Source organism: Kocuria gwangalliensis (assembly GCF_039544365.1).
Taxonomy (GTDB): domain Bacteria; phylum Actinomycetota; class Actinomycetes; order Actinomycetales; family Micrococcaceae; genus Kocuria; species Kocuria gwangalliensis.
In genome coordinates, this window is sequence record NZ_BAABLN010000035.1 from 131,654 (window position 1) to 146,320 (window position 14,667).

A 14,667-nucleotide genomic window follows, 5' to 3' on the forward strand; every position below is an offset into this window, starting at 1 on the left:
ATGGGTAAGAAGTTCGATGTCGTGATCGGTAACCCTCCCTACCAGGATGATTCAGTTGGCGAATCAACCCACAATATGCCGATTTACGACAAGTTCATGGATGTAGCGTATAAGGTCGGAGAAAAAGCCGTACTCATTACCCCTGCGCGCTTCCTATTCAATGCGGGTTACACCAACAAGGACTGGAACGCAAAGATGCTTGCGGACCCGCACTTGTCGGTCGCGCACTACGAACCGAACAGTGATGAGTTGTTCCCCGGAACAGATATTAAGGCTGGCGTGGTAGTTACCTACCGAGACTCGTCGAAGCTTGGCGAACCGATCGGGACCTTTTCGAAACATCCAGAACTCAACTCGATCATCCACAAGGTGGCAGGCTCCGGTGATGCGTCGTTGACGAAGATCGACATCACGAATGATCGTCAGTACCGCTTCACCAAGCAGATGCATGCGGACAATCCGCAGGCCCGAGACCTGATGTCGAAGGGGAATCCATACAAGCCGGACGCCAAGACCTTCTCTCGACTCGCATTCCTCTGGCATAAGTCGAAGCCCGACGATGGGGACGAGTATGTTCAAATCCTCGGCCGGGATGGGACCCATCGTGCAATGCGGTGGATCCGTCGAAAGTACTATGCTGGCCCGCCCTCTTTCAAGAGGTTCAAGGTGGCGCTACCTAAGGCAAACGGATCTGGAAATTTCGGCGAGGCGCTTGCGCAGCCCGTCGTTCTCGATCCTGATGTAGGAGTCCAGGGGACTTTTATCACCATTGGCAGTTTCGACACTAGAGCTACTGCGGAGTCGTGTGAGAAGTATCTGAAATCTAAGTTCGCTCGGACCATGCTCGGTGTTTTGAAGGTCACGCAGGACAACCCGGCCTCCAAGTGGGAGTATGTTCCCCTCCAGGACTTCACCGAGACTTCGGACCTCGACTGGAGCAAGTCGATCTCCGAGATCGACCAGCAGCTCTACGCGAAGTACGGGCTCGACGATGACGAGATCGAGTTCATCGAGTCGCGCGTCAAGCCGATGAGCTGATTGTCTTCTTGCCGTCAGGAGTGGACACGATGGTGCCAGAATCGGTGAACCCGGGTTTCGGTGGAATCATCCGTGATGCCAGGAAACGGCGCGGATGGTCTCAGGCCGAGCTCGCTGAGAATTCGAGCTTGTCCCGGCCCACGATCGCTCGCATCGAAGCGGGTAACGACGTTACGACGGCGACAATAGCGAAGGTCGCGCAGGTACTCGGCCTAAAGCTTGAGCTGAAGCGAACTCGCAAACAACCCGCGGGCAGTGAGGAGTCAGTGGATGGCGACGGGCTTTGAGCGGTACAGCAAGCACGCAGTCTGGGAGACCCTCAGGCTCAAGCGCGAGTCGCTGAGCGCCGCCCGGTTCGATGACGCGGCTTCGGAACAGGCCAGAGTAGACATCATCGAGTGGCTCGACGAGGCGTTGAAGACGAAGGCAGCCCGTCAGCCTGCCCTGTATCTGGGTGCATTGGACGAGCTCAGCAACGCTCTGAATCAGCTGCCCGTCGACACTGCGCAGTTCAAGCAGTTCGTGGCCAACCGTCGGCACGGTGGTCAGCCGTACCACCTGCTCGCGCAAGCGTTGAGAGCACTGCCACTGCCTCCTCCGAGGGACCTTAAGGCCGCATACGTCGACTTGCTCGACCAGGAGGTCTAGATGTCGTGGGTCATGAGGTTCTTGCCGTAGGCGCGCGGCCCGTCGTGGTGATGCCAGCCGCGGGTCTTGAAATGCTTGGCCTCTCAGCGCTGGCAGCGGATCATGCCGGTCATCAGCCCAACTCCACAGCCGAGACCTCTCTTCCCGTGATCAGTCGTAGCGGGCAGAAGCCGACAAGAACCCAGAAACCCGTGCGCTCGGAGTCGTTCGCGCGCCAGGTGCGCAGCACGACGCGTCGATGTTGACGGGCAGGGATCACCGCGGCATGGAAGGAACCGGTGCGGATCTGCATGCTCATGTGACGGATGCCTCCCCGGTGATGATTTTGACGCTCATTGGCCCTGAGCGGTCCGCTCGTATACGAGACTCTTGGGCGGTGCCCGGTGGCATGATCATAGGATGGCTACCGACGTCGTACACCACCTCTATCCCAACGGCCCCGCCCAGGACCTCATCCCCTACTGCGGGGTGACGCCCGGGCCCGATCCCGATCTTGGGGATTGGCATACCGGCCATGGGCGTGATGAGCTGTTGGTGTGCCTGGACGAGGGGCTGTGCTGCTGCGCCACGTGCCTGTCGCCGGAGGCTCTCGGAGGCTGGACGCCATTGATCACCGACGATGAGCAGTGACCCACCAACGGATCGCGCCCTGAACGGAAGCGGCGTGAGCGGACACCCCATTCAGGCTGCTTTATTACCGGCCTGGTCGGCCTCGAATGCCTCTCGGATGTGCTTCGGGGTGCGTCCGCGATCCGCGCATTCATAACCCGCGGTCCGAGCCCACGCCCGAATGCGGTCTCGCTCGGCAGCCGTGGACTCCGGGACCTGACGCTTACGAGCAGTCTCCCGAGGCAGCGTCCGCCGGCCAATGCTCAGGTAGGGCTCGATCGCGCCCCGCAATTCCTCGCGCTCCTCCGCGGTGAGATCGACCTCGTACCAGACGTCTTCGAAGCCGAGCCGAGTGGTCTGAGCGTCGCTCGTGCCGCTCAGACCGGACTCGATCACAGTTCGCTTTGTCACCTAACTCATCTCCTATTCCTCATGGCAGGACTCAGCCTGCGCAGACCGACTCGATGTTCTGGTCGAACACTTCTCCCTGGGCACTGCCGGGCTTGACGCAAGAGTTCTCGCCGACCACGGGAGTGTCCCCGGGCAGCGAGACCGTGGACATCTCATCGTCATTGGTGAGGTAATCGATACTGCCTCCAGACTGCTCGACCCAGGTGACGCTCGTCTGGTCGTCCCTGGGTTTGCCGACCGGGTTGTCCTCGGCGTCGTGCTCCTGGTTGAACTCGGACCGCGTCGCCGTCAGCGTTTTCCCGTCGAATGGGATGACCGCAAAGCGTATGTCGTTGCTGCCGAAGAGTCCGATGTCATCACCATTGCCACTGGTTCCACCGCATACTGTCAGCGCGGTAGCCACCTTCAGCATTGCCGCAACCGCGGCGGCTCTCGAGCCAACTCGTCGTTGCATTGCGGTGGTGGTCATCGGCGCTACTGCCCCTGCTTGGTACCGGTATTCAACGCGGCCCAGAATACCAGCAAATAGGCGCTTTTAAGTTACTGTGTAAAATACGCGCGCGTTCGACTGTTGGTGGGTGCCTGCACCCTTACCCGACCTACGCGCCCTAGGCCTCGAGATTGCACGTCTACGCCGAGATCGCGGCATGTCGATCGAACGAGTGGCCGAGATCGCAGAAGTCCACCGCAAGACGATCATCCAGATAGAAGCAGGGCGGGTCGCAGCTCGGATCAGCACGCTTCATGGCATCGCTCATGCTCTGGGCGTGCCGCTGACCGAACTCGTCGCGCCGGTATGCGCGAGGCACCCAAAATCGGTGGGGACGCCAGCACCATTGGTCGAACAGCTATAAAGCGCATCAGGGTGGGGCCGTGATGAGGCGTGCCGCCGAAATCGCCGGGCGCTGCTACCGGAGGCGAAAAACTCGGCGGCTAGTAGTACTTGGTTAGGTCTTTTAATCCGTGGCGGGTCCTGTTAATCTCGCCGCATGCGGCTGGACGAGATTGAGACGATGCGTGGGGAGCTGGAGTCCTTCGTGCAGGATGTGTTCGCTTCGCTGGTGCGGAAGGACCAGCGCGCCAAGGGCGGGCTGTATCTGCAGGGATTGATGCTGGAGGGCCGCCGGGAGTCGATGCAGCCGATGGGAGACCGGCTCGGGGTTGACTACCAGCAGCTGCAGCAGTTCGTGTCCTCCTCGCCGTGGCTGGTCGAGCCGGTCCGGCGCCGGTTGTGCTCCAGGGCGGTGGACCTGATCGCCCCGCAGGCGTGGGTCATCGACGACACCGGGTTCCCCAAGGACGGGCCAGCCTCCCCGGGGGCGGCCCGGCAGTACTCCGGATCGCTGGGCAAGGTGGCCAACTGCCAGATCGGGGTGTCCGTGCACGCGGCCACCGATCAGGCCTCATGCCCGCTGGACTGGCGATTGTTCCTGCCCGAGGCCTGGGACGACACCTGCGCCGAGACCAACGAGGACGCCGAGACGGCCGCCACCCGGCGGGCCAAGGCGCAGATCCCGGACACGGTGCGGCACCGACCCAAGTGGGAACAGGCGTTGGAGATGCTCGACGAGCTCGCCGCTTGGGGGCACACCCCACCGCTGATCTGCGCAGACGCTGGCTACGGCGAGAACGGATCCTTCCGCACCGGTCTCACCGCCAGACAGATTCCCTACATCGTGCAGGTCAAGTCCACCACCAGCGTGCACTCGGTCGACGCCGCCTTCGCGATGCCCGAGTACTCGGGACGGGGCCGGCCGCCGGTGCGGGCAAGCTATCGCAGTGCCCCGATCCAGGCCCAGGACCTCGTGACCGGACTGGAACCGGAGGTGTTCCAGGAGGTGTCCTGGCGCCAGGGCTCCCGAGGCGTCCTGACCGGCCGGTTCGTCGCCATCCGGGTCCGCCCGGCCAACCGGAACCTGCCCCGCAACCCCGATGGATCCCTGCCGGACTGTTGGCTGCTGGTCGAATGGTCTACCGACTCCGAGGCGCCCACCGACTACTGGCTCTCCACCCTGCCCGAGACCACCGAGATCGCCGAGCTGGTGCGCCTGGGCAAGATCCGTTGGCGCATCGAGCACGACTACCGCGAACTCAAGCACGGCCTCGGGCTGGACCACTTCGAGGGCCGCACCTGGCTCGGCTGGCACCACCACACCACCCTCGTGACCGCAGCCCACCTGTTCATCACGCTCCAGAGACTGGCCGCGGACTCAAAAGCGACCGGGGCGCCCTGAGCTTCTACACGGTGCTCCGCGAACTCCAGACCGCGGTCATCCGCCTGCTCGGCCACTGCCCCTACTGCCAACGCGCCGGACCAACATAACAAAGTACTACTAGGGCGCTTCTGACAATTGCCGGGCCCAGGCGATGGCGGTTCAACGTGCACATGCTCCCCAGCGCACCAGGCCGTCGCCATAGCGGTGCGCTCTCGCGGGTCCGGATCGTTCAGGGTCCGGACGTCGGCCACCCGCTCTCTCCGCCCCAGGGTGCTGCGACGACGAAGTACCCTCCCCTGACAGGGGAAGACCCGGCGCGCGTCCTCGTCGGCCCACTGGATCTCTGCGCTGGAAGACGCGTCAGTATCGGATTGATCCGCATGTCGCCCGGTTACTGGCTACCTCACTCAGTCCGCTGAGCATGTCATAGGCACCAGTAATACTTGATGAATACTCAATGATCACGGGTCGCCGTTCCTCTCCCGGGGCACCCGAGGCCGAGAAGGAACCCATCGAAGCGGACCTTTTTGGTGTCGCAGAACGGAGCAACATGACGAGCCAGCCCACTGTCGAACCCGACCGCGATCCATACCTTCTCGCTCAGGTGCGCGAGTCGTTCGGACGGGTGGTCTACAGTCACAAGGTCCACGAGAAGCAGGCCGACATGTGCTTCCGACGGTACAGGCGGCAGCAGGGCTTGCTGGTCGTCCTCACCGCGATCAGCTCAGGAACCTTCTTGGTATCGGTACTGGGAGTGCTGGCGCGCCCTGAGCTGGCCAGCCTCGCGACGTCATTCATCGCCCTTCTGGTCACGATGACGAGCCTCGGAACGAAGACCTTCAAGTTGGGTGAGGAATCCGAAGCGCATCGCGACATCGCCTCACAGCTCTGGGACGTCCGCGAGTCCTACCTGTCGCTGATCTCCGACCTGATGTCCGGCGCGACGTCCGATTCCGGGGCCCGTGCTCGTCGCGATGAACTCCAGGGAGCCGCGCGTGCCACTTACGCGGATGCACCCAGAACCACCGACAAGGCCCTCGCCAAGGCCCGCAAGGGGCTCAAGGACAACGAGGAGATGACGTTCGCGTCTCACGAGATCGATCTCTTCCTGCCCGAGGCGCTCCGGCTCAACAAGAGAAAGGCGTAAGTATGGAAACCTCAGATATCTTCGACGGCCTGCTCCAGAACCTGAAGGTCGGAGACAGCAGCACCACGGTCGCCTCGCGCAGAGACGAGATCACGAAGGCGCTGAACAAAGACTTTCGGTCCAAGGACAGCTGCACCGACTACAGGCTGATGGTAGGCTCCTACGGCCGGCACACCGCCATCAAGGGAATTTCGGACCTGGACATTATCTTCATCCTCCCGCCTGAAATGCGCTCAAACTACGATGGGGACACGGGCCCACGGAGGGTGCTCAACCGAGTCCGGGACGACCTGGCGTCGCGGTACCCGAGCACCGAGGTCGGCGTCGATCAGTGCGTCGTGCGAGTGCGGTTCACCAACAGCGCGTTCAAGTTCGAGGTCCAGCCCGCCTTTGAAAACTCTGACGGCAGCTTCGACTACCCGGACACCGTCGCGGAGGGTTGGAAGCTCACCAAGCCGCGCGAGGAGATCAGCGCGACCAGGGAATGCAACAATCGCACCTCGACGAACATGCGGCATCTGGCGAGAATGGCTCGCGCGTGGAGGAACGCGAACGGCGTGATCATGGGCGGCCTGCTCATCGACACCCTGGTACACAGATTCTTCTCCAAGACCGATGCCTACGACGCGGCAGGGACCGGCTCGATCGACTTCATGGCTCGCGACTTCTTCGAGTACCTCAAGAACGAACCAGACCAGGACTACTACCTGGCGCTGGGCAGCAACCAGCGGGTGAAAGTGAAGGCGCGGTTCCAGTCCAAGGCCACGAAGGCCTACAACCGATGCCTCGAGGCAATCGAGAACGAGGGCAAGGCTGCTGCCAACAAGAAGTGGCGAGAGGTCTTCGGGACGTCCGTGCCCCTTGCTGCTAGCAAGGCGTCCCAGGCGTTTAAGGACACCGAGCAGTTCATCGAGGACCAGTACCCGGTCGACATCGCCGAGTCGGTCACCATCGACTGCGAGGTCACGCAGGACGGCTGGCGACCGACAAAGCTGCGGGAGATGCTGCGCACCGGAGCGTTACTGAAAGCGGATAAGAGCCTGAAGTTCATGGTCACCGCTTGCACGGTTCAGCGCCCGTACACACTGAAGTGGAAGGTGCTCAACCGCGGCCCGGAGGCCGAGCGTCGGGACATGGTCCGCGGACAGATCCTCGATTCGAGCACCCCGAACATGCTGGTGGAGCGCTCCGACTTCAAGGGAGACCACGTCGTCGACTGCTATGTCGTCAAGCACGGGATTGTCGTTGCCCGCGACCGCGTCAACGTCCCAGTCAGCAACACCAGCGTCAGGTCAGCGAGCGTCTCGTAGGAATTGCCCTCGCCAGAATGTGACGAGACCCCCGGCGACATGCGGGGGTCTCGTCACTTAAGGGGGTTCGCTCAGACGCGGGTGAAGTTTCCTCCACCGCCGCCGAGGACTCGGGATCCGATAACGCGCCGTGCGAGGCCCGCCCACGGGTTCGCCCCGGTGATTTCGACCTGGCTGTCGCTGCGTAGGACCCCCGCAAGCGTGGCGTTGTAGTTAATCCGGTCTCCGCGCTCGACGAGGCGAGACTCATCGATGTCGCCGAGCACCGCGCAGACTACCGATCCCATGGCGACGACGAAACCGCCTGCCGCAATGATCAGGTCACGTCCAGGCGCGGTCCACCAACGATCCAGGGCAACCGTTGTGTCGGCGATCGGCTGGTCAATCATCCATCCGGAGAAGCGGCGTTCTTCGTCGGGGTGCTGGCGGGCGAGTCCGGCACGGAGAACGGGGACCGCGTTGCCGTCCATCTCCACCTTCGTGAGGATGTGACGCCCAGCCAGGTCGGCGATCGTTCCCATGCTGAGATCTGGGATCGTGCCGCCGTTGAGGCCCTTGCGGAGCACGGGGGCGCTAACGTCGAGAATGGCTGCGGCGCGCGTGACCGACAGCTCGGTGCTCGAGGCGTCTGGTGCGTGCGATTCGATGACAAGATTCATGATGCGTCCTTTTCCTCTGATGAGGGGGTGAGGCGAGTCGCCGGTGAGTTCGACGGGTCTCGGTCGAGAGGTTCCCAACTCGAAGAACATATCACAAAAACTGCGAAAATCAGTTTCTGAACATTAGCCCTCCTTGATCATGGGTCGAGCTCCCGCAGGCCGGGCGTCGGATAGCCAACCCGAGAGGTCGCGAGCGCCTGTTCATCGGCGTGAACACCGCACGCGTGCACGTGCAGTGCGTCCTCGCGTTCTGCCAGTAACAACGCTGGAACTCAACGGGAAATCTTTACCCTGAGGGCATGCACTTGCGCGCAACCACCCCCGCTGATCTGGAGCTCATTCTGAAATGGGTGCCCTCCGAGACAGCCATGGTGCTCTGGTCTGGCCCCACCTTCAGCTGGCCACTGACCCGCCATCAGCTGGAGCGCTATCTCCAAAATGGTCAGCGCCAGTATTGGACCGGGCTGCATCCGGCTTCCGGGAAACCCGTTGGCCATGCCTCGTTGCTCATTGACAATCAAACGCGCACAATGCGGCTTGGGTTCATTCTTCTCGATCCCCTACGTGTCAGGGTTGAGCGGTACCACGGTGACATAGCAAGTCAGCTTGATCGCGTGGGGCGAGAACCAGGAAACCAGCCAGTATGTCGAATCTAGTTTTGGCCGATGTGGGCCAAGATGGACCCATGAGTAGTTCCGGACCGCGTGCCGGTGGACCGACCCCTCGAAGGTCTTTCTCCCCCGCGCGAAAACTCGAATTCCTGACCCAGTACGAGGACGCCTGCACCCGCCAGGAAGGCGGCGCGTTCCTGCGCGGTGAGGGCTTGTATTCCTCCCAGATCGCCGAGTGGCGCAAACTACGAGACGCCGGCGCCCTTCAGGGCAAGAAGGCCGGGGAAACGGTCGGGAAGCCCACCCGTGAGCAGGCTGAGATCGCGCGTCTGCGCCGCCAGCTGGAGGTGAGCGAGAGCCGGTTGAGCACGACCGAGGCAGCCTTGGGAATCATGGAAAAACTCTCGGCGTTCTTCGAGAACGCCATCAAGGAATCGCCGGACGAACCGAAGTCCAGGAAGAAATGACCAGCGCCTATCGCCAGCTGGTGGATGCCACCGTTCCGACGCGGCAGGCCGCGGCCCTAACCGGGCTTTCGCGCACCACGATCTACCGCAAGCCCGCCGCCCCGGTGGACCACGAGCCGGTGGCACCGCCGAACAAGCTCAGTGACGCGGAGCGGGCCGAGATCCTCGCGGCGCTGAACTGTCCGGAATTCGTGGATCTTGCGCCGTTGCAGGTCTACGCGAAGCTGCTGGACGAGGGCATCTACCTCGGGTCTGTCTCCACGTTCTACCGGGTGTTGCAGGAGAACGAGCAGGTGGCTGAGCGCCGCCGGCTGGCCACGCATCCGGCCCGGGCCATCCCGGAGCTGGTTGCCACCGCGCCAGGTCAGGTGCTCAGCTGGGACATCACCAAATTGGCTGGTCCGGTGAAGGGCAAGTACTTCGACTGCTACCTGATGGTGGACATCCACTCGAGGTTCATCGTCGGCGCCCACGTGCACGCCAGCGAATCCGGGGTGCTGGCGGTGGAGATGATGAAGGAGATCTTCGGCATCCACGGCGTCCCGAACCTCGTGCACGCCGACCGCGGCACCTCGATGACGTCCAAGACCGTGGCCGCTCTGCTATCGTACCTGGAGGTCACCCGGTCCCATTCCAGGCCGCGGGTGAGCAACGATAATCCGTACTCGGAGTCGATTTTCAAGACGCTGAAGTACGGACCCACGTTCCCCGAGCGCTTCGCTTCCCTGGGCGATGCCCGGGCGTTCATCAGCGGTTTCGTGGTTTGGTACAACCACGACCACCGGCACTCCGGGATTGGGGTCCATACCCCGGCGAACGTGCATTACGGCTTCGCCGACTCGGTTGCCTTGAAGCGTTCGCAGACCCTGGCCGCGGCCCGCGCCAGGCATCCCCACCGTTTCAGCACCACCACCGACCCGAAGATCCTGGCCCTTCCCGGGCCGGCATGGATCAACCAACCAAAGGAGAACCCCGAAACCGAAGCGGCCTAACCGCTGCCTAACTCACCTTGGTACCGCTTGACTTGAAAAATTCCGATCCGGCAGCACGTGGGCGCGGTCTGGGACGGGAGCTGATCAGGACAGCTGCGCGAGCTGGCTTCGAGGCCACGGACTTACCTGTCATGACGTTGGGCGTTTACGCTCACAACACCTCAGCGCGGTACGTGTACGAGAGCTTAGGGTTCCGGGAGACCGGCCGAGTGCGTAGCGCAGAAGTAGACGGTCGGCCGTGGCACGCTTTGGAGATGGAGTTGCCACGACACGATCCCACTGAGCCAATTCCCAATCCAGGTTCGCAGAACACGGCCTAGAACCCCGTCACGGCATGAGCACCGCGTTTTCGCGTGTGACATAGGTGCGTATTCAAGAAATCTTCGCTGCATCTCAACAGCAAGGCGGGGTTCGACATCCTCGCCGACAGGCGCTGTCTCACAGACATCACCTCAATGAGACGAGATGATGCCCCCGCGTTCCTGCGGAGGCATCAGTCTCAAAAGTCGGTCTCGTTTCTGCACGTAACCTCAATGAGTTCTTGAGACATCGCCGCAGTGCGGAGCACGCCAAGCTCAGGCAGGTTCAAGCACCTTTTCTATTTCCTCCACGATTGGTCCCCAGTAGTCCCATTCTTGAAGGATTGTTCTCTGGCCCGGGAGGGCTTTGCCGCTGAAACGGTGTTGGTCTGCTTCGGAGGTAAGGAATATGAGGTCGTTTTGGAATCGGATGGCACCCTTGGACTTGAGCACACTCAATACCTCGCGAAGCTGCGCGGCCTTCAACGGCTGCCTCCCTTGGAGCTTCATGAAAAATGTTGCGCGCCCATCAGAGTGACCATGGGTACGTGCTAAATTCTGGAGCTTGCTGAGAAATCGAATTGTCTTCGACCTCAAGTCGATTGCATCATCGGTTTCCAACCGGGTTCGGTAATCGAACCAAGGATACGCAACTTGCACCGATTCGCTCACAGCGAGTTCAAAGCTATCCGATGTGGGAGCAACGGAAATTGAGGGGGCTAGGCTTATGTTGGAACCAGTGACTTCAATATGAATATCCATCCCATCTGCGGCGGCACTGGAGGGCGTCCTGGCAAACTGCACATCGGTGCCTTCAATCTTTATTGAGTCGCACCGAAGGAATAAATCGGGTCCGATGAGCCTACCTTTATCAAGAGGGGGGATAGTTATCGCACCTGGCGTGGAAATAGTAAGCGACTCGAGAGGGCCCACCAAGACGAGAGAATCTGGATCGTCCGGGACGAGAGCAAACTCGAGATGCAAAGTCCCGTTAGTACGAGTGACCTCCATGCTTCCATTGAAAATCTCATCCTCAGTCTTTACTGCAGAAACCGTCGCCGCACTCCCCGGGGATTCGCCAGCTAGAATTGAAGCGTGTAATGCAGCAAATTGCCACTCATCGAGAACTGTCTCCGAACCGGCTTGAGCCGTTGCCGTGAAGTCAAAAAGTAAACCTGAGTGTGTGCCGACATCGTAAAGTGTACCTGGGGACAAATTTTTACCTATGCGTTCAGCAGTAGCGTACGCCTCGAAGACCGTGCTTGCCCAGTACTTTTCCGCCCGGAATGGATGATCATCCAGAAAACGCTGAAGTCCTCGCTGGTAATCATGCCTCTTGGCTGCATCGGATATGTACTCTAAATTGGGTGCATCACTATTGATGAGGTCATGCCAAAGCCACTGAATTTGCTCGTCAGCACTGTAGACCGCCGTCGGATCGAGACCCAGATCCTCCGCGAGTGGCTTCAGCTTCCCTTGTTCCCTTATCAGGAGGTCGGCTAGGATTCTTCTTAATACCTCCATGGGACGAGAGCCAGACATCTGTGAAGAAAATTCTTGAGCAAGCTTGAAATGATTTTGGTCATAGACGAGAACCGTGGCGACCGCATCAAGCACGGGAGGGTAGCCTACAAACGTCTCGGCTGATTCAGCGTCCAACGCCCTGGATAAGACAGTCAGCAGCTCTTCTCTTGCCTCCTGGTAGTACGGATCATCTGTGTCTATGGTGACGTTCTTTTTGTTCTCTCGAGTGCGGCTGTCGATATAGGTTCGTTGCGCCTCGTTCGGAAAATGAGAGACCTCAAGCCAGGCGATAGAACGACCTGCATCTTCAAGTTTCAACCATACGTCCTCAAGAGTTCGATCCCGCCCAAAGAGAACAACCTGAAGACCTCGGCTAGCAGCTTCAGAGATAGAATCCAAGAACTCCTCCCAAGACTGAGACGAGACGCGTGAGCGAGCCTCGTCTAGAGAGTCGATAAATAGTGCTGGTCGTTCCGGCAGCTGAGCAATATCTGAAAATGCATCGACCGACGATAAATAGGTATTTAGTTTCAGAGGAAGCGCTGCGCGGCCGACTGCGTCGTCTGCTTCGAGTCGCCAAAGCGGTGCCCCGGATCGCGCTGCAAGTTCCAAGGCAGTTCGACTCTTTCCGGCTGCGCCACGAGCGGAAACGAGAATCACTTCCGACGAGAGATCGCTTAGCTTTTCCTTGACTACAAGTACTGGGTCAACGAAGAAATCTGCATTCTCTGGGACGCCAAATGCACTGCTGCTGGTGCCCGGCAGACCGGATTTTTTCAACGATTGAGCGAGGTCATTGAATGGAACTTGAAGCATCCTTGATCGTCCCCTTTAGCATTTAGACGCCACTTCCTGCGCCGAGATCAAATCCGGGCAAGCTGTTCGTGCATTTTCCCAGAACTGGTGGTCAGTACTGACCTTACTTGAGTCAGTTAGGGTGCTGCAGTCCGGCAAGGCATCACCGACGCTACCGACGTTGCTGACCCTCGCCCTCGTTCTCGGTGATCTCAGCGGGCGATCGCTCACGCTCGTGGACCTGCTCGGGAAGGCGGAGGTGTTCGACCGCCCGTTCTCGGGCCGCCCGGAACTCCCCGTCCGCAGATCGCTGGCAGAGCGCGCCCTTAGGGGAGGAAAAGTTGAGATGACCGAGGAGGATGCGGCTCCATTTTATGAAGGGCCGTTCGCTCCGCAGGCGGACCACGAACATTTATGGTCCGCTGACGATCGGCCGCGCCGGCATGTAGTCGATGAGGAGCTCGAGAGACACCTCGCCCACCGAGGTGGCGCGCGCCTGACGCCCGAAGAGCACTCCAGCATGGTCGATCGGATGATCAACGACTACCATGAGCCGCCCGAGCCGGACTGGGACGAAGACGATGCCTACCCACCAAGCCTTGCCGAGCAGCGTGCGGCAAAGAAGCTGGAAATCGACCCCGCAGAACTCCGGCACTGGGCCAGCGAGCTTTGGGGGCGGGGGCTTGAGGACGAATCGGCGCGCCGAGCCGGTCCCGATAGCTCGCCCCAGGCGCGGGGCCGAGTCACGCGCCTGCTCGTGGACGAGATCCGCACCGCCATCGAGGAGCGGTGATGGGCCGTCCCCGGCTGAGCATCGGCACCTACGGGAAGATCAACACCGCAGAGATCGAACCCGGCAAGTGGAGGGCCCGCACACGGTACCGGTATGCCAACGGCAAAGCCCGCCAGGTCGAACGCTTCGAACCCAGCCGCGTCAAGGCCGAGGCAGCCCTGAAAAAGGCCCTGCTGACAATCGAGGGCAGCCGGGGAGGTGAACTGAAGCCGACGACGACGCTTCGTGTGCTCGGACAGCGGTTCCTCGCGCACAAGCGCGACATCGAGCGCTCAGAGGGCACCCTTGAGACATACGGCTACGCGGTGACGGCGCACATCATCCCGCGCCTCGGGGACCTTACTGTTGCCGAGGCGAAGCCCGATCGGCTCCAGAAGTTCCTCAACACAGTGCACAAGGAGTCCGGGCACGGCGCTGCGAAGAACTGCCGCTCAACCCTGAGCGGCATGATGGCGCTGGCGGTGAGCAATGGCGCAGCGCCTACGAACCCGGTCCGCGACGTCGAGAGGATCACGCAGCCCAAAGGGAAGAAGGGGTCCTCCGCCATCGAGCCCCAGGACCTCCCCGACCTGATGGCCAAGCTAATGGCGACCCCTCCCCTCATCGAGCAGGATACGGTCGAGCTGCTCGACTACATGGTCGCCTCGGGCTGGCGGATCGGCGAGACGTGCGCCCTTGACCTGGCCCCGGTTGACCTCCGCACAGGCACTGTCGAAGTCGAAGCCACCAACGTCCGGGTGAAAGGGCGGGGCATCATCCGCCAGCCTGTGCCGAAAACCGATGCCGCCTGGCGCATTACGCCGCTACCGGATCCCACGGTGGAGATGCTCCGTCGTCGCCATGAACGCCTGAAGCGGAACACAACCCTGCTGTTCCCTACGCCGCTCATGCGACTGCGGGATCCCTCCAATACCCAGCGAGAGCTCCGGGATATCCGTGGCGCCCTGGGTTACCCGCAGTTGGCGACTCATACGTTACGTAAGACCGCGGCGACGATACTTGACCGGGCCGGGATGTCTGCAACCGAGATCGCGGCGTTCCTGGGTCATGCGAACCCGTCTATGACTCAGGACGTGTACATGAATACCCTCAAGGGCGATACTCGGGCCGGTGCCCTTATGGAGGAGCAGCTGGCCGGGCTGATTTGA

General features: G+C 61.1%; 17 protein-coding genes. 12 read left to right on the plus strand and 5 right to left on the minus strand.

The window, feature by feature from the left end:
* The 3 genes from ABEA06_RS13225 to ABEA06_RS13235 are packed head-to-tail and all read left to right on the plus strand — an operon-like array spanning position 1 to position 1,686.
* Positions 1-1,038: an Eco57I restriction-modification methylase domain-containing protein gene (locus tag ABEA06_RS13225; protein WP_345311791.1), complete on the plus strand. Its 1,038-nt coding sequence runs from the start codon at positions 1-3 to the stop codon at positions 1,036-1,038.
* A 29-nt stretch (positions 1,039-1,067) separates the two neighbouring features.
* Positions 1,068-1,325, plus strand: a complete 258-nt coding sequence (locus ABEA06_RS13230; protein WP_345311792.1) for a helix-turn-helix domain-containing protein — start codon at positions 1,068-1,070, stop codon at positions 1,323-1,325.
* Positions 1,309-1,686 (plus strand): hypothetical protein, encoded by a 378-nt coding sequence (locus ABEA06_RS13235; protein ID WP_345311793.1) that lies wholly within the window; start codon positions 1,309-1,311, stop codon positions 1,684-1,686. Before ABEA06_RS13230 ends, ABEA06_RS13235 begins: the two co-directional genes overlap by 17 nt.
* A 112-nt stretch (positions 1,687-1,798) precedes the next feature.
* Here ABEA06_RS13235 and ABEA06_RS13240 read toward each other — a convergent pair whose 3' ends face one another.
* On the minus strand, positions 1,799-1,984 hold the full coding sequence (locus ABEA06_RS13240; RefSeq protein WP_345311794.1) for a hypothetical protein: 186 nt from the start codon (positions 1,982-1,984) through the stop codon (positions 1,799-1,801).
* Positions 1,985-2,085: 101 nt separating this feature from the next.
* Here ABEA06_RS13240 and ABEA06_RS13245 point away from each other — a divergent pair, with 101 nt between their 5' ends.
* Entirely contained in the window at positions 2,086-2,316 is a 231-nt protein-coding gene (locus tag ABEA06_RS13245) for a hypothetical protein (RefSeq protein WP_345311795.1), read from the plus strand.
* Positions 2,317-2,367: 51 nt separating this feature from the next.
* On the opposite strand, the gene ABEA06_RS13250 is transcribed toward ABEA06_RS13245, so the two are convergent.
* Together ABEA06_RS13250 and ABEA06_RS13255 are read right to left on the minus strand one after the other, a co-directional pair.
* Complete coding sequence (locus ABEA06_RS13250) at positions 2,368-2,706, minus strand: Lsr2 dimerization domain-containing protein (protein ID WP_345311796.1); 339 nt, start codon at positions 2,704-2,706, stop codon at positions 2,368-2,370.
* A 31-nt stretch (positions 2,707-2,737) separates the two neighbouring features.
* Positions 2,738-3,175, minus strand: coding sequence for a hypothetical protein (locus ABEA06_RS13255; RefSeq protein ID WP_345311797.1), 438 nt, complete (start codon positions 3,173-3,175; stop codon positions 2,738-2,740).
* 109 nt (positions 3,176-3,284) lie between these two features.
* Between ABEA06_RS13255 and ABEA06_RS13260 the strand changes: the two genes are divergently transcribed.
* The 4 genes from ABEA06_RS13260 (at position 3,285) to ABEA06_RS13275 (ending at position 7,379) form a co-directional block, all read left to right on the plus strand.
* Positions 3,285-3,560 (plus strand): helix-turn-helix domain-containing protein, encoded by a 276-nt coding sequence (locus ABEA06_RS13260; protein ID WP_345311798.1) that lies wholly within the window; start codon positions 3,285-3,287, stop codon positions 3,558-3,560.
* A gap of 135 nt (positions 3,561-3,695) precedes the next feature.
* The gene (locus tag ABEA06_RS13265) at positions 3,696-4,940 is read left to right on the plus strand and encodes an IS701 family transposase (protein WP_345311799.1); all 1,245 of its coding nucleotides are present in this window, start codon (positions 3,696-3,698) and stop codon (positions 4,938-4,940) included.
* Positions 4,941-5,472: 532 nt separating this feature from the next.
* Complete coding sequence (locus ABEA06_RS13270) at positions 5,473-6,069, plus strand: SLATT domain-containing protein (RefSeq protein ID WP_345311800.1); 597 nt, start codon at positions 5,473-5,475, stop codon at positions 6,067-6,069.
* 2 nt (positions 6,070-6,071) lie between these two features.
* On the plus strand, positions 6,072-7,379 hold the full coding sequence (locus ABEA06_RS13275; protein ID WP_345311801.1) for a nucleotide-binding domain-containing protein: 1,308 nt from the start codon (positions 6,072-6,074) through the stop codon (positions 7,377-7,379).
* A gap of 71 nt (positions 7,380-7,450) precedes the next feature.
* On the opposite strand, the gene ABEA06_RS13280 is transcribed toward ABEA06_RS13275, so the two are convergent.
* Entirely contained in the window at positions 7,451-8,038 is a 588-nt protein-coding gene (locus tag ABEA06_RS13280; protein ID WP_345311802.1) for a hypothetical protein, read from the minus strand.
* Positions 8,039-8,723: 685 nt separating this feature from the next.
* Between ABEA06_RS13280 and ABEA06_RS13285 the strand changes: the two genes are divergently transcribed.
* Both ABEA06_RS13285 and ABEA06_RS14600 read left to right on the plus strand, forming a co-directional pair.
* Positions 8,724-10,108, plus strand: a protein-coding gene (locus ABEA06_RS13285) for an IS3 family transposase (RefSeq protein WP_345311803.1) whose coding sequence is annotated in 2 segments (ribosomal slippage) — positions 8,724-9,042 and positions 9,042-10,108 — 1,386 coding nt in all. Because the reading frame shifts where the segments join, the coding sequence is not laid out codon by codon here.
* A gap of 32 nt (positions 10,109-10,140) precedes the next feature.
* Entirely contained in the window at positions 10,141-10,428 is a 288-nt protein-coding gene (locus ABEA06_RS14600; RefSeq protein ID WP_425559536.1) for a GNAT family N-acetyltransferase, read from the plus strand.
* Positions 10,429-10,683: 255 nt separating this feature from the next.
* Here the strand turns inward: ABEA06_RS14600 and ABEA06_RS13290 are convergent, their stop codons facing one another.
* On the minus strand, positions 10,684-12,747 hold the full coding sequence (locus ABEA06_RS13290; protein ID WP_345311804.1) for a hypothetical protein: 2,064 nt from the start codon (positions 12,745-12,747) through the stop codon (positions 10,684-10,686).
* Between the two features lie 121 nt (positions 12,748-12,868).
* On the opposite strand from ABEA06_RS13290, the gene ABEA06_RS13295 reads away from it, so the two are divergent.
* Together ABEA06_RS13295 and ABEA06_RS13300 are read left to right on the plus strand one after the other, a co-directional pair.
* Entirely contained in the window at positions 12,869-13,519 is a 651-nt protein-coding gene (locus ABEA06_RS13295) for a hypothetical protein (protein WP_345311805.1), read from the plus strand.
* Positions 13,519-14,667 (plus strand): tyrosine-type recombinase/integrase, encoded by a 1,149-nt coding sequence (locus tag ABEA06_RS13300; protein WP_345311806.1) that lies wholly within the window; start codon positions 13,519-13,521, stop codon positions 14,665-14,667. Before ABEA06_RS13295 ends, ABEA06_RS13300 begins: the two co-directional genes overlap by 1 nt.